This is a genomic window from Blastococcus sp. SYSU DS1021 (assembly GCF_054050995.1).
The window spans coordinates 24,593-41,004 of the sequence record NZ_JBJHAL010000027.1 but is presented as its reverse complement, the minus strand read 5'-3'; the positions used below and the strand labels follow the sequence as shown (position 1 = coordinate 41,004).

General features: G+C 74.0%; 14 protein-coding genes. 10 read left to right on the top strand and 4 right to left on the bottom strand.

Annotated elements, in window-relative coordinates:
* Positions 1 to 284: 284 nt before the first annotated feature.
* From ACI8AP_RS17675 to ACI8AP_RS17630, 10 genes are all read left to right on the top strand, one after another.
* Positions 285 to 1,859, top strand: a complete 1,575-nt coding sequence (locus ACI8AP_RS17675; protein WP_456590669.1) for an ABC transporter ATP-binding protein — start codon at positions 285 to 287, stop codon at positions 1,857 to 1,859.
* Complete coding sequence (locus ACI8AP_RS17670; protein WP_456590668.1) at positions 1,856 to 3,076, top strand: ABC transporter permease; 1,221 nt, start codon at positions 1,856 to 1,858, stop codon at positions 3,074 to 3,076. Before ACI8AP_RS17675 ends, ACI8AP_RS17670 begins: the two co-directional genes overlap by 4 nt.
* The gene (locus ACI8AP_RS17665) at positions 3,073 to 4,359 is read left to right on the top strand and encodes an ABC transporter permease (protein WP_456590667.1); all 1,287 of its coding nucleotides are present in this window, start codon (positions 3,073 to 3,075) and stop codon (positions 4,357 to 4,359) included. Before ACI8AP_RS17670 ends, ACI8AP_RS17665 begins: the two co-directional genes overlap by 4 nt.
* Entirely contained in the window at positions 4,359 to 4,784 is a 426-nt protein-coding gene (locus tag ACI8AP_RS17660; RefSeq protein WP_456590666.1) for a cytidine deaminase, read from the top strand. Before ACI8AP_RS17665 ends, ACI8AP_RS17660 begins: the two co-directional genes overlap by 1 nt.
* On the top strand, positions 4,784 to 6,070 hold the full coding sequence (locus ACI8AP_RS17655) for a thymidine phosphorylase (protein WP_456590665.1): 1,287 nt from the start codon (positions 4,784 to 4,786) through the stop codon (positions 6,068 to 6,070). The genes ACI8AP_RS17660 and ACI8AP_RS17655 overlap by 1 nt, the downstream gene beginning before the upstream one ends.
* A gap of 16 nt (positions 6,071 to 6,086) precedes the next feature.
* A complete protein-coding gene (locus ACI8AP_RS17650) occupies positions 6,087 to 6,998 on the top strand; it encodes an ABC transporter ATP-binding protein (protein WP_456590664.1) in 912 nt (303 codons plus the stop codon).
* A complete protein-coding gene (locus tag ACI8AP_RS17645) occupies positions 6,995 to 7,816 on the top strand; it encodes an ABC transporter permease (RefSeq protein ID WP_456590663.1) in 822 nt (273 codons plus the stop codon). The genes ACI8AP_RS17650 and ACI8AP_RS17645 overlap by 4 nt, the downstream gene beginning before the upstream one ends.
* 13 nt (positions 7,817 to 7,829) lie before the next feature.
* Positions 7,830 to 8,903 (top strand): adenosine deaminase, encoded by a 1,074-nt coding sequence (locus ACI8AP_RS17640; RefSeq protein ID WP_456590662.1) that lies wholly within the window; start codon positions 7,830 to 7,832, stop codon positions 8,901 to 8,903.
* A 5-nt stretch (positions 8,904 to 8,908) separates the two neighbouring features.
* Positions 8,909 to 9,604: an MgtC/SapB family protein gene (locus ACI8AP_RS17635; RefSeq protein ID WP_456590661.1), complete on the top strand. Its 696-nt coding sequence runs from the start codon at positions 8,909 to 8,911 to the stop codon at positions 9,602 to 9,604.
* Positions 9,605 to 9,868: 264 nt separating this feature from the next.
* A complete protein-coding gene (locus tag ACI8AP_RS17630; protein WP_456590660.1) occupies positions 9,869 to 11,365 on the top strand; it encodes a DEAD/DEAH box helicase in 1,497 nt (498 codons plus the stop codon).
* Between the two features lie 95 nt (positions 11,366 to 11,460).
* On the opposite strand, the gene ACI8AP_RS17625 is transcribed toward ACI8AP_RS17630, so the two are convergent.
* The 4 genes from ACI8AP_RS17625 to deoC form a co-directional block, all read right to left on the bottom strand.
* Positions 11,461 to 12,825 (bottom strand): hypothetical protein, encoded by a 1,365-nt coding sequence (locus ACI8AP_RS17625; protein ID WP_456590659.1) that lies wholly within the window; start codon positions 12,823 to 12,825, stop codon positions 11,461 to 11,463.
* A gap of 108 nt (positions 12,826 to 12,933) precedes the next feature.
* Positions 12,934 to 13,803 (bottom strand): aldehyde dehydrogenase family protein, encoded by an 870-nt coding sequence (locus ACI8AP_RS17620; protein WP_456590658.1) that lies wholly within the window; start codon positions 13,801 to 13,803, stop codon positions 12,934 to 12,936.
* Positions 13,800 to 15,245, bottom strand: a complete 1,446-nt coding sequence (locus ACI8AP_RS17615) for an aldehyde dehydrogenase family protein (RefSeq protein WP_456590657.1) — start codon at positions 15,243 to 15,245, stop codon at positions 13,800 to 13,802. Before ACI8AP_RS17615 ends, ACI8AP_RS17620 begins: the two co-directional genes overlap by 4 nt.
* Positions 15,246 to 15,250: 5 nt before the next feature.
* Positions 15,251 to 16,246, bottom strand: a complete 996-nt coding sequence (gene deoC, locus ACI8AP_RS17610; RefSeq protein ID WP_456590656.1) for a deoxyribose-phosphate aldolase — start codon at positions 16,244 to 16,246, stop codon at positions 15,251 to 15,253.
* Between the last annotated feature and the right edge of the window lie 166 nt (positions 16,247 to 16,412).

The following is a 16,412-nucleotide window of genomic DNA, read 5'->3' as shown; positions in this document are numbered from 1 at the left end:
CGGACAGCTCCGGCCGGCGCACCGGAGCGACCCTCCGACGGCGGGTCCGGGCATCCCGCCCGGGCCCGCCGTCGTGGCGAGCGGGCCCCCGACCCCGGCGCGGGGGGCGCGGTCCCGGTCGCCGCGAGGGTGCGACATCATGCGCAGGGCGGGTGCCCGCACCCCGGTCACCCCGCCCGACCACCGGTCATCCGGGGGACGACGACCCGACCGGCGTCGTCACCGGTGCGCCGGATCGAGACCAGCGCCGCCCGCGCGGCGCACCGTCAGAGAGAGGCCCACCCATGGCCCAGGCTCCAGCCGCCGGCGCCACGTCCGGCGACGAGGCGGCCCGATCGCCCTACGCGGTCCAGCTGCGCGGCATCACCAAGCGCTTCCCCGGCGTCGTGGCGAACAAGGACATCGAGCTGGCGGTCCGCCGCGGCGAGGTGCACGCCATCGTCGGGGAGAACGGGGCCGGCAAGTCCACGCTGATGAAGACGCTGTACGGCGAGCACCGGCCGGACGAGGGGACGATCCTCGTCGACGGCCGCCCCGTGCAGTTCCGCAGCCCGGCCGACGCCATCGCGGCCGGGATCGGCATGGTCCACCAGCACTTCATGCTGGCCGACAACTTCACGGTCCTGGAGAACGTGGTGCTGGGCAGCGAGCCCACGAAGGGCGGCCGGCTGGACCGGGACGGCGCCCGCCGCCGGATCGAGGAGATCTCCGACCGCTACGGCCTCGGGCTGCGCCCCGACGCGCTGGTGGAGGAGCTCGGCGTCGGTGACCGCCAGCGGGTCGAGATCGCGAAGGTGCTCTACCGCAACGCCCGCACTCTCATCCTCGACGAGCCGACCGCCGTCCTGGTGCCCCAGGAGGTCGACGAGCTCTTCGGCAACCTCGCGGAGCTCAAGCGCGAGGGCCTCACCGTCATCTTCATCTCGCACAAGCTCGACGAGGTACGCAAGGTCGCCGACACGATCACCGTGATCCGCCGGGGCACCACGGTGGGGGAGGCCGATCCGCGCACGACCACGGCCAAGCAGCTCGCCGAGATGATGGTCGGCGCCGAGCTGCCCACGCCGGAGCTCCGCAGCTCCACCGTGCGCGAGGTCCCGGTGCTCCGGCTGTCGGGCGTCACCGTGGCCTCGGACATGGGGCGGCCGCTGGTGGACTCCGTCGACCTGACCGTCCGCGAGGGCGAGGTCGTGGGCATCGCCGGGGTCGAGGGCAACGGCCAGGCAGAGCTGGTCGACGCGATCATGGGCCTGCGCCCGCTCGCCGCCGGCAGGGTCCGGCTCGGCGAGGACGACGTCACCGGGTGGAGCACGCGGGCCCGCCGCGAGGCCGGCATCGGCTTCATCCCCGAGGACCGCCACCGGCAGGGGATGCTGCTCGACGCCCCGCTCTGGGAGAACCGGATCCTGGGCCACCAGACCCGGCCGCCGGCGGCCCGGGGCCCGTTCATCGACCGGAAGGCGGCCCGCGCCGACACCGAGCGGATCATGCGCGAGTACGACGTCCGCGCGCCCGGCCCCGAGACGCTGGCCGCCGCGCTCTCCGGCGGCAACCAGCAGAAGCTCATCGTCGGCCGCGAGATGAGCGCCGGCCCGCGGCTGCTGATCGCCGCCCATCCCACCCGAGGGGTCGACGTCGGCGCCCAATCGGTCATCTGGGAGCTGCTCAAGGACGCCCGCGGCGAAGGGATGGGGATCGTGCTGGTCTCTGCCGACCTCGACGAGCTGATCGGGCTCTCCGACACCCTCCACGTCATGTTCCGCGGCCGCCTCGTGGCCACCGTGGACCCCCGCCAGGTCACCCCCGAGGAGCTCGGCGGGTACATGACCGGCGCCCGGACCGCGGCGGGCGCCGCGTGAACCGCCTGCGCCGCACCGGCCTGACGCTGCTCGGCCCGGTGCTCGCCGTCCTCGTGGCGCTGGTGATCTCCGCCCTCGTCATCGCCCTCATCGGGGAGAACCCGTTGCGGGCGCTGCAGGTCATGGTCGACCTGGGCGAGCGGCCCTCGCAGCAGGTGCAGTCGATCGTGGTGATCCTCAACCGCGCCGTCCCGCTGTTCCTGGCCGGGCTCGCCGTCTCCATCGCCTTCCGCATGGGGCTGTTCAACATCGGCGTCGAGGGCCAGTACCGGCTGGCCACCGTCGTCGCCGCCGCCGTCGGTGCGGCCGTGGCGCTGCCCGGCCCGCTGCACGTCCTGCTGGTCATCGTCGTGGCCATGGTGGTCGGCGCCTTCTGGGCCGGCATCGTGGGCGTGCTCAAGGTGACCCGCGGTGTCAGCGAGGTCATCAGCTCCATCATGCTGAACTTCATCGCGCTCGGGCTGGCGTCCTTCCTGCTCACCGGCCCGTTCCGGGGCAGCCCGGAGGGCGCGTCGATCATCACCACGACGCCGCTGCCGGAGTCGGCGTGGTTCCCGGGGCTGGGCGGGGTGCTCGGCGCCTTCGGGCTGGCCGAGCCGCGCACGGAGCTGTTCGGCTTCCTCGTCGTGGCCGTCGTGGTGGGGATCGTGATCGCGGTGCTCGTCCAGCGCACCCGGTTCGGCTTCGACCTGCGGGCCACCGGCATCTCGGCGTCCGCCGCCACCGCCAGCGGTGTCGACGCCCGCCGCATGGTCGTCACGACCATGCTGCTCTCCGGTGCCGTCGCGGGGCTCATCGGGTTGCCCGACCTGCTCGGCGAGACGCGCGCCTTCGGCACCGAGTTCACCGCCGGGCTCGGTTTCCTGGGCATCGCCGTGGCCCTGCTCGGGAGGAACAACGTCCTCGGCATCGCGTTGGCGGCACTGCTGTTCGCGTTCCTCGACCGTGCGGCGCTGCCGCTGCAGTTCGCCGACATCCCCGCGTCGGTGGTGACGATCATCCAGGGGACGATCGTGCTCGCCGTCGTGATCGCCAACGAGGTCGCCCGCCGGCTGGCCCTGCGCTCGGCCGAGCGGTCCGCTGCCGAGGCGACCGGCGCGCCGCCGGACCCGGGTGGCGGTGCGGGCCCCGGCGGTCCCGGCCCCGGCGCCGGTCCGGACGGCGGGCACCGGGTCCGCACCGGAGTCCCGGGCTCTTCCGAGGAGGCGCGCGCATGACCACCGCGACCCCGGCCGGCGGCAGCACCGCGACCCGGCCCAGCCGTGGCCCGCTCACCGACCGGCTCACCGGCGGGGGCCGAGGCAGCAGGATCCTGTGGCTGGTCGTCGGCCTGCTGTTCGTCTTCTCCGTCACGCGGGCGGTCTCCGGCGAGGAGGCGCTGACCTCGTCGTCGACGATGCGGGCTGCGCTTCTGCTGGCGGTGCCGATCGGGCTGGCGGCGCTGGGTGGCCTCTACTCCGAGCGCGCCGGCGTGGTCAACATCGGCCTCGAGGGGATGCTGATCCTCGGCACCTGGGGCGCCGGCTGGGCCGGCTGGCAGTGGGGCTGGGTCGGCGCGATCATCGGCGGCACCGTGCTCGGGGCCATCGGCGGCCTGCTGCACGCCATCGCGACGGTGACCTTCGGCGTCGACCACGTCATCTCCGGGGTGGCGATCAACATCCTCGCCGCGGGTGTCGTCCGCTTCCTGTCGGAACTGGTCTACGTCCAGGGCACCGGGGGCGGCCCGACGCAGTCGCCGTCGGTGGGCGGCGACCCGCCGAGCTTCTCGATCCCGGTGCTCTCCTCCGGGCCCGACCTGCTGGGCGACCTGGAGGACACCGGCTGGTTCCTGCTGAGCGACCTCGCCGGGGTGCTCCGCGGGCTCACCAGCGGGCTCGGTGTGGTCACCCTGCTGGCGATCCTGCTCATCCCGATCTCGTACGTGATCCTCTGGCGGACGGCGTTCGGGCTGCGGCTGCGGTCGTGCGGCGAGAACCCCGCGGCGGCGGACTCGCTCGGCGTCCCGGTCTACCGGATGAAGTACATCGCGGTGATCATCTCCGGCGCGCTGGCCGGGCTCGGCGGTGTCTTCCTCGTGTTCGTGGCCGGCATCTACCGCGAAGGGCAGACCGGTGGCCGCGGCTTCATCGGCCTGGCCGCGCTGATCTTCGGCAACTGGCGGCCGGGAGGCCTGGCCGCCGGCGCCGGGCTGTTCGGCTTCTCCGACGCCCTGCAGCTGCGCAGCCGGACGGCGGTCGTCGCGCTGCTGCTCCTGGTCGCCCTGCTGCTCGTCGGCGTGGCCGTGTACCAGGCGCTGCGCCGCCGCTGGGTGCCCGCGGGCCTCGCCGTGGTGTTCGCCGCCGTCGCGCTGGTCGGCTTCCTGACCATCGACGAGCTGCCCGACGGCATCGTCTTCTTCACCCCGCACCTGACCACGCTGCTGGTCCTCTCGCTGGCCTCCCAACGGCTGCGGATGCCCAAGGCGGACGGCCTGGTGTACCGACGAGGGGAGCACTAGTGCCCGACCTGCCCGAGCCCGACTGGGATGCCCTCCGGACCGCGGCCCGCGAGGCCATGACCCACGCCTACGCCCCCTACTCGAGGTTCCCGGTCGGGGTCGCCGGGCTGGTCGACGACGGCCGCGTCGTCACCGGGTGCAACGTGGAGAACGCCTCGTACGGGCTGGGCCTGTGCGCCGAGTGCGGGATGGTCAGCGACCTGGCCCGCACCGGAGGCGGCCGGCTGGTCGCGGTGGCCTGCGTCGGCGGGGACGGTCAGCCGCTCATGCCGTGCGGCCGCTGCCGGCAGCTGCTCTGGGAGCACGGCGGCGCCGACATGCTGATCGAGACGGTGTCCCTCGGCATCGTGCCGATGCGCGAGGTGCTGCCCGACGCCTTCGGTCCCGAGGACCTGACGGCTGCCGCCGAGCGGGGCCAGGGCTGATGGCCGGTCACGACGCCATCGACGTCATCCGCGCCAAGCGGGACGGCGTGCCGCTCACCACGGAGCAGATCCGCTGGGTGATCGGGGCCTACACCGCCGGTCAGGTCCCCGACGAGCAGATGAGCGCGCTGCTCATGGCGGTGTTCTTCCGCGGGATGACCGCCGACGAGCTCGCGTCCTGGACCCAGGCGATGATCGACTCCGGCGAGCGCAAGGACCTGTCGTCCCTCGGCCGGCCGACCGCCGACAAGCACTCCACCGGTGGCGTCGGCGACAAGATCACCCTTCCTCTGGCGCCCCTCGTCGCCGCCTGCGGGGTGGCCGTGCCGCAGCTCTCCGGCCGGGGCCTCGGCCACACCGGCGGCACGCTGGACAAGCTCGAGGCGATCCCCGGGTGGCGGGCCGACGTGCACGAGGAGGCCTACCTGGCGCAGCTGCGCGACGTGGGCGCGGTCATCTGCGCCGCCGGCCACGACCTGGCGCCGGCCGACAAGCTGCTCTACGCGCTGCGCGACGTCACGGGCACCGTCGAGTCGATCCCGCTGATCGCCAGCTCCATCATGAGCAAGAAGATCGCCGAGGGCGCCGACGCGCTGGTCCTGGACGTCAAGACGGGCTCCGGGGCGTTCATGAAGGACCCCGCCGCGTCGCGCGAGCTGGCCCGCACGATGGTCGGGCTCGGGGAGGCGGCCGGGGTGCGCACCGTCGCCCTGGTGACGGCGATGGACCGGCCACTGGGCCGCGCCGCGGGCAATGCCGTGGAGGTCGCGGAGTCGGTGGAGGTGCTCGCCGGTGGCGGCCCGGCCGACGTCGTCGAGCTGACCCTGGCGCTGGCGCGGGAGATGCTGGCCGGTGCCGGGCGCGACGACGTCGACCCCGCCGAGGCGCTGGCCGACGGGCGGGCCATGGACGTGTGGCGGCGGATGATCGCCGCGCAGGGCGGCGACCCCGACGCCCCGCTGCCGCGCCCGGCCGAGACGCACGTGGTGACCGCGCCGGCCACCGGCATGCTGACCCGCCTGGACGCCTACGCGCTCGGCGTCGCCGCCTGGCGGCTGGGCGCCGGCCGAGCCCGCAAGGAGGACCCGGTGTCGGCCGCCGCGGGGATCACCTGGACGGCCGGCGTGGGGGAGCAGGTGACCGCCGGCCGGCCGCTGCTGGAGCTGCACACCGACGACGCCGCGCGCATCCCGCGGGCGCTCGAGGCGCTCGAGGGGGCCATCGGCGTCGACACCGGTGACGAGCCGCTCCCGCTGGTCCTCGACCGCATCACCGCAGGCTCGTAGGGGACACTGGTCTCTCGTGCAGAAGGACTCCCTCCTCCCCACCACTCGCACGCTCGCGGCGGGCCCCGAGAGGGAGCCGTTGAACCCGGACGCAGCCATCTCCATCCGCGGCCTGGTCAAGCGGTACGGCGACCGCGCGGCCGTCGACGGCCTGGACCTCGACATCCACCGTGGGGAGATCTTCGCCCTGCTGGGTCCCAACGGCGCGGGGAAGACGACGACCGTCGAGATCTGCGAGGGCTACCGCGATCGCGACGGTGGTGAGGTGCGCGTGCTCGGGGTCGACCCGGCGCGCGGCGGGCGCCGCTGGAAGGCCGAGCTCGGCATCGTGCTGCAGTCCGGTGCGGGGGACAGCCAGCTCTCGGTGCGCGAGCTGCTGTCGGCGCAGGCGTCCTACTACGCCGATCCCCGCGACCCCGACGAGGTGCTCGAGCTCGTCGGTCTCACGGAGAAGGCGGGCGCCCGCGGCCGCACGCTCTCGGGTGGGCAGCGGCGCCGGCTGGACGTGGCGCTGGGCATCGTGGGCCGGCCCCGGCTGCTGTTCCTGGACGAGCCCACCACCGGGTTCGACCCCGAGGCCCGCCGCCAGTTCTGGGCGCTGATCCGGTCGCTGCGCGAGCTGGGCACCACCATGCTCCTGACCACCCACTACCTCGACGAGGCCGAGGAGCTGGCCGACCGGGTCGGGGTCATCGCTCACGGGCAGCTGGCCGAGGTCGCCGTCCCCACCGCGCTCGGCGGCCGCGGCACCGCGCCGGCCGTCGTCAGCTGGACCGAGGCCGGCGCCCGGCGCACCGCCGAGACCGCCACGCCGACCGCCTTCGTCTCCGAGCTCGCCGCGCGCTTCCCGGGCGAGGTGCCCGACCTCGCCGTCAGCCGGCCGACGCTCGAGGACGTGTACCTGAAGATGATCGGGGACCGCTCGTGACCACCACCGCCCCAGGGCGCGCCGCGCTGCCCTCGGTCGCCCGGGTCTCCCGCACCCGGGCGGGGGTCGAGCTCAAGGAGTTCTTCCGCCAGCGTGAGTCGGTGGTCTTCACGCTGCTGTTCCCGGTCATCCTGCTGCTGGGGCTCGGCGCGGTCCTGGACTACGACCTCGGCTCCGGCGTGGACTTCCCGCAGTACTTCATGGCGGGCGTCATCGCCGCGGGGATCGTCGGGGCGAGCCTGCAGAACATGGCGATCCACATCGCCGGCGAGCGCTCCGACGGCACCCTCAAGGCGCTGGCCGGCAGCCCCATGCCGAAGACCGCCTACTTCGTCGGCAAGGTCGCGCAGGTCGTCGCCGTGACGATCGCGACGATCCTCGCGCTGCTGGTCGTCGGCGTGCTCGTGTTCGGCATCGACCTGCCGACCGGGGCGGACTGGCTGACCTTCGCCTGGGTGACAGTGCTGGGCGCGGCGGCCTGCACGCTGCTCGGCATCGCCGTCTCCTCCCTCGCCCGCAACGCGCGGTCGGCCTCGGCGACGGTCACCCCGATCGCGCTGGTGCTGGAGTTCGTCTCCGGCGTCTTCATGCCGTTCGACCAGGTGCCCGGCTGGCTGCAGGACGTCGCCTCGGTCTTCCCGGTGAAGTGGCTGGCCCAGGGACTGCGGTCGGTGTTCCTGCCCGACTCCCTCGCCGCCCGGGAGCCGGCGGGCTCCTGGGAGCTCGGCACCGTCGCGCTGGTGCTCGGGATCTGGTGCGTCCTGGGCCTGCTGCTGTGCGTGCGCACCTTCCGCTGGCAGGACCGGGACGGCCGGTAGGTAGCGTTCTCCCGTGCCCGCTCCGCTCACCGCCGACGACGTCCGCCGCGCCCCGAAGGTCCTGCTGCACGACCACCTCGACGGCGGGCTGCGGCCGCAGACGGTACTCGACCTGGCCGACGAGCTCGGCTACCGCGACCTGCCCGCGGGCGATGCCGAATCCCTCGGCCGGTGGTTCCGCGAGGCCGCGGACTCCGGCTCCCTCGTGCAGTACCTGGAGACGTTCGCGCACACCGCCGCCGTGATGCAGACGCCGGACCCCGTGGCGCGGGTCGCCCGGGAGTGCGCGCTCGACCTCGCCGCGGACGGCGTGGTGTACGCCGAGGTCCGGATGGCGCCCGAGCTGCTCACCGCCGGGATGCCGATGGAGGCGGCCGTCGAGGCGATGCTCGACGGGTATGCGCAGGGGAGCCGGGAGGCCGCCGCCGCGGGCACGCCGATCCGGATCGGCACGCTGCTGTGCGGGATGCGGCAGAACGACCGCTGGGAGGAGGTCGCCGACCTCGTCGTCCGCTACCGGGACGCCGGTGTCGTCGGCTTCGACCTCGCCGGCCCGGAGATCGGCTTCCCGCCGGACCGCATCCCCGCCGCCATCGCCCTGCTGGACCGCGCGGGGGCGCACCGGACGGTGCACGCGGGGGAGGCCGCCGGCATCGCCAGCATCGAGGCAGCGCTGGACGGCGCCGGTGCCGAACGGCTCGGCCACGGCGTGCGGATCGCCGACGAGGTCGCCGCGGACGGCGCCCTCGGCCCCGTGGCCCGGCGGGTGCGCGACGCGCAGGTGACGCTGGAGGTGGCGCCCTCCTCGAACGTGCAGACCGGCGCCTACCCCTCGCTGGCCGAGCACCCGGTGGACCGGCTGCACCGGCTCGGCTTCGCCGTCACGCTCAACACCGACAACCGGCTGATGAGCGGCGTCTCGGTCACCAGCGAGGTCACAGCGGTGGCGACGACGTTCGGCTGGACGTGGGACGACGTGCAGACGGTGACCGAGCGCGCGCTGGCCGGCGCCTTCCTGCCCGCGGAGGAGCGGCAGCGGCTTCTCGACGACGTGGTCCGCCCGGGCTACGCCGCGCTGCGGGGCTGACGGCGGTGGACGTCCTGCTCGCCGAGGCGGCCGGGCAGTCCTGGGACCGGTTGGGCGACCTGGGGGTGGCCTTCCTCCTCTCGGCGCTCATCGGGTTCGAGCGGGAGCTGCGGCAGAAGGCGGCCGGGCTGCGGACGCTGACCATCGTCGGGTTCGCCGCGGCGCTGTTCATGGTGATCAGCCGGGCTGAGTTCGGCGACTCGCGCGTCGCCGCGCAGGTGGTCTCCGGGCTGGGGTTCATCGGCGGCGGCCTGATCTTCGTCCGGCGCGACGCCGTCCGCGGGCTCACCACCGCGGCCGTCGTCTGGCTGACCGCGGCCGTCGGCATGGCCGCCGGCGCGGGGCTGTGGCTGTACGCCGTCGTCGCGACCGCCGGCCACCTCCTGGTGGCCTACGCCTTCACCCCGCTGGCCCGCCGCTTGTCGGGGCGGGCAGCGCACTCCTACTCCCTGGTGCTGACCTACCGGGACGGCGAGGGCGTGCTGCGCCGGGCCCTGGCCGAGTGCACGCAGCAGGGCTTCACCGTGCGTCACCTCGACACGGCGGTCGAGGCCGAGCGGCGGGGCGGCGCCGGCCCGCAGGCCACGGTGCGGATGACGATGGAGGGGGCGGGGTCGGTCACCGCGCTCGCCGCCCGGCTGGCCGACCTCGAGGGGGTGCTGGCGGTGTCGGCCGGGCACCAGGACGAGGACCGCGACTGACCGCCGGCGCGCACGGGCCGGCCGCGGGTGGGGGGCGTCACTCCGGCCTGCGGGAATCGCGTCGTGATCTCCGCTGCTACGGTAAGTGCACCGGCACAAGGCCGGTCATCCTCCCGGACGGTTTGTCCGGGCACGAGCGCATCCGTGCAGATCCAGCGTTCCATCCCTGGGCGCAGACGATCGCCAAGTGAGGACGCCGGTACGTCACGGTGCTCCTCCTCTTTCACGGGACGCGCTCCGAGCAGTATCGGAGCCCCACCCCGCATGACTTTGGTCCACCCTGCCGCGTTCGAGTCGTCCACGACCGAGAACGCTGTCGAGAACACCACCGAGAACACCATCGTGAACACCACCGGCAACACGGCCGAGGACGCCGCGGCGGAGACCGTCGCCGAGACCCCGGCCGGCCCCACCTTCGGTCAGCTGGGTCTGCCCCAGCAGCTGGTGACCGCGCTCGAGCGGCGCGGCATCCACCGCCCGTTCGCCATCCAGACCTCGGCCCTGCCGGACGCCCTCGCCGGGCGTGACGTGCTGGGCAAGGCCGCCACCGGCTCGGGCAAGACGCTCGCGTTCGGGCTGCCGCTGCTCGCCCGCATCGGCGCCGAGGTCAAGAACGGTCGTCGGGCCCCGCGCGGGCTGGTCCTCGTGCCCACCCGCGAGCTCGCCCAGCAGGTGCACGACAACCTGGCGCCGCTGGGCCAGGCGACCGGCGTGCAGCTGGCCACCGTCTACGGCGGCGCACCCATGTACCGCCAGATCCAGCAGCTGCGCCGCGGCGTGGACGTCATCATCGCCACGCCGGGCCGGCTGCAGGACCTGATCAGCCAGGGCGAGGCCACCCTCGCCGAGGTGGTCGTCACGGTGCTGGACGAGGCCGACTTCATGGCCGACCTGGGCTTCCTCCCGGTCGTCAAGGAGCTGCTCGACCAGACCGACCGGAACGCCCAGCGGCTGCTGTTCTCGGCCACGCTGGACGGCGAGGTCGACTCCCTGGTCCGCCGCTACCTCAAGGACCCGGCCCGGCACGAGGTCAAGCGGGCCGGCGACGACGCCCCGCCGGCCGAGCACCTCGCCTTCAGCCTCGCCTTCCGCGACAAGCTGCAGGTGGCCACGGAGCTGGCTGCTCGCCCCGGCCGCACGATCATCTTCGCCCGCACCCAGCTAGGCGTGGACCGGCTGGCCGAGAACCTGAAGGCCGCCGGGATCAAGGCCGAGGCCATCCACGGCGGGCTGCCGCAGTCGGCGCGCAAGCGTGCGCTCGAGGAGTTCACCGACGCCCGCTCGCCGGTGCTGGTGGCCACGGACGTCGCCGCGCGCGGCATCCACGTCGACGACGTCTCGCTGGTCCTGCACTACGACCCGCCAACGGACGCGAAGACCTACCTGCACCGCTCGGGCCGGACGGCCCGCGCCGGCGCCGCGGGTGTGGTCGTCTCGCTGCTCCTCCCCGACCAGGTGGGACAGGCCAAGCGCCGGTTCCGCACCGCGAAGGTGGACCCGCCCCTGGACCGCACGCGGCCCGGTGACCGGCCGATCCTCGAGCTGGTCGCCTCCGGCATCCCCGTGGAGCCCAAGGAGCGCACCCAGCGCGACATGCGCCGCGGTGGCGGTGGCCCCGGCGGCCGTCCGCGTCGCGAGGGTGACCGCCCCGGCGGTTCCCGTGGTGGCCCCCGTCGCTCGTACGGCGACCGCAACCGCTCCGGTGGCGGCGACCGCCGCTTCGGCGGCGAGCGCTCGGGCCGTCCTCCGCGCCAGGGCTGAACGAGGACCCCGTCCCCTCACCGCTCGCGGTGAGCCTCCGGACGGGGGCGACGACGGCGGCCCGTCCCGGTTTCCCGGGGCGGGCCGCCGTCGTCTCAGTCGCGGAAGACCAGGGCGCCGCTCACGGCGGTGACGACCTCGTCCCAGGCGGGGCGCAGCTGCCCGGCCTCGGCCGCGTCCAGGGGCTCGTCGGGCTGCCGATCGGCGCGGGCCACCGCCCGGCCCAGCGGGGAGGTGGGGGCGAGCAGCTCGTCGACCCGGGTGAGCCGGGCGTACTCGGCGAGGTCCCGCACCCCTTCGGCCGGCTGCACGAGCGCCCGGTGGGGGACCAGACCGGCGGCGCCATCGGCGACCTCGGCCAGCACCTCCGAGACCTCGGTGAGGTCGTAGCGGTCCTGCTCGGCGGGCAGCGGCAGCGTGTCCGTGTCGGCGACCTCGGGCCAGGTGGCGATCTCGACGAGGTCGTGCTGCTCGTTGCCGGCGCAGAAGCGGGCCAGGTCGGCCGGGGTGTCGAAGACGAACACCTCTCCGTCGCGGCCGAGGAAGCGGGCGACGTCCTCGACGTAGCAACGCAGGGTCACCCCGGCGCCCTCGGGGACCACGATCTCGACCGGCAGGATGCCGACCGCCTCCCAGAACTCGGCGGCGGCGGCGACCGCGGCGGGGGAGGCGGTGACCCGGCTCCCGCGTGCGATGGTGCTCACGCCCGGCCGGCCGGCCACCGAGGTGGCGGTCGCACCGGCGGGCGCGCCGGCGGCCGTCTCCGCCTGCTCGGGCAGGTCCTCGTCGGCGAGGGCGCCGAGCTGGTCGTCCGCGGACTCGGCGGCCGAGGGGTACTCCTCGATCGTGGCGGTGCCCCCGCCGGTCCAGTCGAAGTGGTCCGAGAGCTCCTCGACGACGTCCTCCCACAGCTCGTCGAAGACCGTGCCGACGCCGATCCACGCGTCCTCGCCGGAGCGCCCGGCGAAGGCCTCCACGCCGAGCCCGAGAGAGCCGATCTCCGGCTTGGCGGCGAACTCGGCGACGGCCTCGAACTGCTCCTCGTCGTCGTCCTCGGTGGTGTCCAGGCACTCGGCGAGCCGGCTGACGATGTCGACGGTCGCGGCGAGCTCCTCCACCGCCCACCGGTCGGGGTCCTCGGCGGCGACGTCGTACACCCCGTCGAGGTCGTACCGGTGGTCCTCGTCCGGGGTGAGGTCCGCTGCGTCCAGACCGGCGACGACCGGCCACACCGGGTGGTCGGCCAGGTCGTGGTCGGTGCGGGTGCGGCAGAAGGCGGCGAGCTTCTCCGGCGACGGGAAGAGGTGCACCGTGGCGCGCCCGCCCGCCCCGTCACCCTCGGTCGTGCCGAGGAACGCCTGCCACTCCTCGCCGTCCTCCTCCCACGGCGGAGCCCACAGGGTGTATCCGGTGCGGTCGTCGAGGGTCAGTGCGATGGGGACGATGCTGGGCCTGGCCACCGCACCATCCTGCCTTGTCGGCTCGGAGTTGCACCTCCGGGCCGCGCGGCGGGACCCCGAGGTCGATCATGTGGCCGGCGCGGCCGTGGATCGCCTCCTGCGGCCTGCTCAGATCCCCATCGGGTGCCACACCGTCTTGGTCTCGAGGAACGGGGTCATCCGGGACAGCCCGGGGTCGACGGTCCAGTCCGGCTCGGTGGCCGGCGGGCGGACGACGCGCTTGATCGTGCCGGCGGCCTCGCGCTCGAGCTCCATCGCGCGGTCGGCCGGAGCGCCGGTGAGGTCGATGGCGTCGACGTCGGCGTGCTCGGCCAGCCACGGGCCCAGCTCCCCGGCGTCGCCGGTGAGCAGGTTGACCACCCCGCCGGGTACGTCGCTGGTGGCGAGCACCTCGCCCAGGGTGACGGCCGGGATCGGCCGCTCCTTGGAGGTGACGACGACGGCGGTGCTGCCGGTCGCGAGCACCGGGGCGAGAACGCTCACCAGTCCGAGCAGCGACGACTGCTGGGGCGCGAGGACGGCGACCACACCGGTGGGCTCGGGCAGGCTGAAGTCGAAGTACGGCCCGGCGACGGGGTTCGCGCCGCCGAGGACGGCGGCCAGCTTGTCGGTCCAGCCGGCGTACCAGACCCAGCGGTCGATGGCGGCGTCGACGGCGGCCCGCGCCTTGGACGCCGACAGGCCCTCGGCCGCGCCGACCTCCTCGCAGAACTGGACGTGCCGGCCCTCCATCACCTCGGCCACCCGGTAGAGGACCTGGCCGCGGTTGTACGCGGTCGCGCCCGACCACTTCGCGAAGGCGCCGCGGGCGGCGACGACGGCGTCGCGGGCGTCCTTGCGGCTCGCCCACGCGACGTTGGCGAGGAAGAGGCCCCTGGCGTCGGTGACCTCGTAGGTGCGGCCGGACTCCGAGCGCGGGAAGGCGCCGCCCACGTACAGCTTGTAGGTCTTGCGGACGGCGAGACGATCGCTGCTCACTGCTCGGCACCCTTCAGGTATGCGGCCAGACCGTGCCGGCCGCCCTCTCGCCCGTAGCCCGACTGCTTGTAGCCGCCGAACGGCGACGTCGGGTCGAACTTGTTGAACGTGTTGGCCCACACCACGCCGGCGCGCAGCTGGTCGGCGATCTTCAGGATCCGTGACCCCTTCTCGCTCCAGATGCCGGCCGACAGCCCGTAGGTGGAGTTGTTGGCCTTGGCGACCGCCTCGTCCGGCGTCCGGAAGGTGAGCACCGACAGCACGGGGCCGAAGACCTCGTCGCGGGCGATGCGGTGCGCGGGGGAGACGTCGGTGAACACCGTGGGCGGGAACCAGTAGCCGCGCTCGGGCAGCTCGCAGGCGGGCTGCCAGCGCTGCGCGCCCTCGGCCTCGCCGATGTCCGACAGCTCGCGGATGCGGGCGAGCTGCTCGGCGCTGTTGATCGCGCCGATGTCGGTGTTCTTGTCCAGCGGGTCGCCCACCCGCAGCGTGCCGATCCGCCGTTGCAGGCTGGCGATGACCTCGTCGTGGATCGACTCCTGCACCAGCAGCCGGGAGCCCGCGCAGCAGACGTGGCCCTGGTTGAAGAAGATGCCCTGCACGATGCCCTCGACGGCCTGGTCGATCGGGGCGTCGTCGAAGACGATGTTCGCCGCCTTGCCGCCCAGCTCCAGCGTCAGCTTCTTGCGGGTGCCGGCGACCGCGCGGGCGATCTGCCGGCCGACGTCGGTGGACCCGGTGAAAGCCACCTTGTCGACGTCGTCGTGCTCGACGACCGCGCGGCCGGTGTCGCCGGCGCCGGTCACGATGTTCACCACGCCCGGCGGCAGGTCGGCCTGGCGGCAGACCTCGGCGAACAGCAGCGCGGTGAGCGGGGTGGTCTCGGCGGGCTTGAGGACGACGGTGTTGCCGGTCGCGAGCGCCGGGGCGACCTTCCACGCGAGCATCAGCAGCGGGAAGTTCCACGGGATGACCTGGCCGGCGACGCCCAGCGGCTTCGGTCCCGGCCCGAGGCCCGCCCAGTCCAGCTTGTCGGCCCAGCCCGCGTGGTAGAAGAAGTGCGCCGCGGCCAGCGGGACGTCGACGTCGCGGGACTCCCGGATCGGCTTGCCGTTGTCCAGCGACTCGAGGACGGCGAACTCGCGGGCGCGCTCCTGCAGCAGCCGGGCGATGCGGAACAGGTACTTGCCGCGGTCGGCGGGGCGCATCGGACCCCAGGTCCTCTCGAACGCCTTCCGGGCGGCGCGCACCGCGCGGTCGACGTCGGCGGTGGTGCCGGTGGCGACCTCGGCGAGCACCTCCTCGGTGGCCGGGTTCACCGTCTTCAGCGGCTCGCCGGAGCCGTCGACGAACTCGCCGTCGACGAACAGGCCGTACGAGGGGGCGATGGTGACGATCGACCGCGACTCGGGCGCGGGGGCGTACTCGAAAACGCTGGTCATCGCTGTCAGTCCACCGTGACGTAGTCGGGGCCGGAGTAGTGGCCGGTGCGCAGCTTCTGCCGCTGCAGCAGGAGGTCGTTGAGCAGGCTGGAGGCGCCGAAGCGGAACCAGTCGGGGTCCAGCCAGTCGGGGCCCACGGTCTCGTTGATCAGCACGAGGTGCTTGATCGCGTCCTTCGTCGTCCGGATGCCGCCGGCGGGCTTGAAGCCGACCTGCCGGCCGGTGGCGAGGCGGAAGTCGCGGACCGCTTCCAGCATCACCAGGGCGACGGGCAGTGTGGCGGCAGGGCTCACCTTGCCGGTGGAGGTCTTGATGAAGTCGCCGCCGGCGAGCATGGCGATCCAGCTCGCGCGCCGGACGTTGTCCAGCGTCATCAGCTCGCCGGTCTCGAGGATGACCTTGAGGTGTGCGTCCCCGCAGGCCTCCTTCACCGCGACGATCTCCTCGTAGACGTCGAGGTAGCGGCCGGCCAGGAACGCGCCGCGGTCGATGACCATGTCGATCTCGTCGGCGCCGTTCGACACGGCGTCCCGGACGTCGGCCAGCTTCACCGCACGGCTCGCGCGGCCGCTGGGGAAGGCGGTGGCGACGGCGGCCACGTGGATCCCGGTGCCGGCCAGCACCTCCCGCGCGACGCCGGCGAGGTCGCCGTAGACGCAGACGGCGGCGACCTGCGGCGTCGTCGGGTCCGACGGGTCGGGCTGCTTGGCCTTGGCGGCCAGGCTGCGCACCTTGCCGGGGGTGTCGGCGCCCTCGAGCGTGGTCAGGTCGACCATCGAGATGGCGGTGTCGATCGCCCACGCCTTCGAGGTGGTCTTGATCGACCGGGTGCCCAGCTGCGCGACGCGCGCCTCGGCGCCCACCTGGTCGACACCGGGCAGGCCGTGCAGGAAGGCGCGGAAGGCCGAGTCGGAGCGGGTCACGTCGTCGTACGGCGGCGACGGCGCGTGCACCGCGGGGGTCGCCCCGGGCAGCGCGTCGGGGTCGAGCACGTGGGTCATGCCGGCCATTCTCCCCTGCCGGGGGACCGGTCCCCGAACGCGCTCACCCGCAGGGGCGGTCCTGACCCGCAGCCGAGCTCGTGACGTTCCCGCGGGAACGTGCTCGGGGCCTTCGGATCGCGAGTGACCGACCCGCCGGTGGGCGTTCCCGCGGGAACGCGCTCGG

What these genes read in the sequence shown, in the direction of transcription:
- ACI8AP_RS17675 (WP_456590669.1), top strand. Translation starts at nt 285, where the DNA reads ATGGCCCAGGCTCCAGCCGCCGGCGCCACGTCCGGCGACGAGGCGGCC.
- deoC (WP_456590656.1), bottom strand. Translation starts at nt 16,246, where the DNA reads ATGACCCACGTGCTCGACCCCGACGCGCTGCCCGGGGCGACCCCCGCG.
- ACI8AP_RS17630 (WP_456590660.1), top strand. Translation starts at nt 9,869, where the DNA reads ATGACTTTGGTCCACCCTGCCGCGTTCGAGTCGTCCACGACCGAGAAC.
- ACI8AP_RS17615 (WP_456590657.1), bottom strand. Translation starts at nt 15,245, where the DNA reads ATGACCAGCGTTTTCGAGTACGCCCCCGCGCCCGAGTCGCGGTCGATC.
- ACI8AP_RS17655 (WP_456590665.1), top strand. Translation starts at nt 4,784, where the DNA reads ATGGCCGGTCACGACGCCATCGACGTCATCCGCGCCAAGCGGGACGGC.
- ACI8AP_RS17665 (WP_456590667.1), top strand. Translation starts at nt 3,073, where the DNA reads ATGACCACCGCGACCCCGGCCGGCGGCAGCACCGCGACCCGGCCCAGC.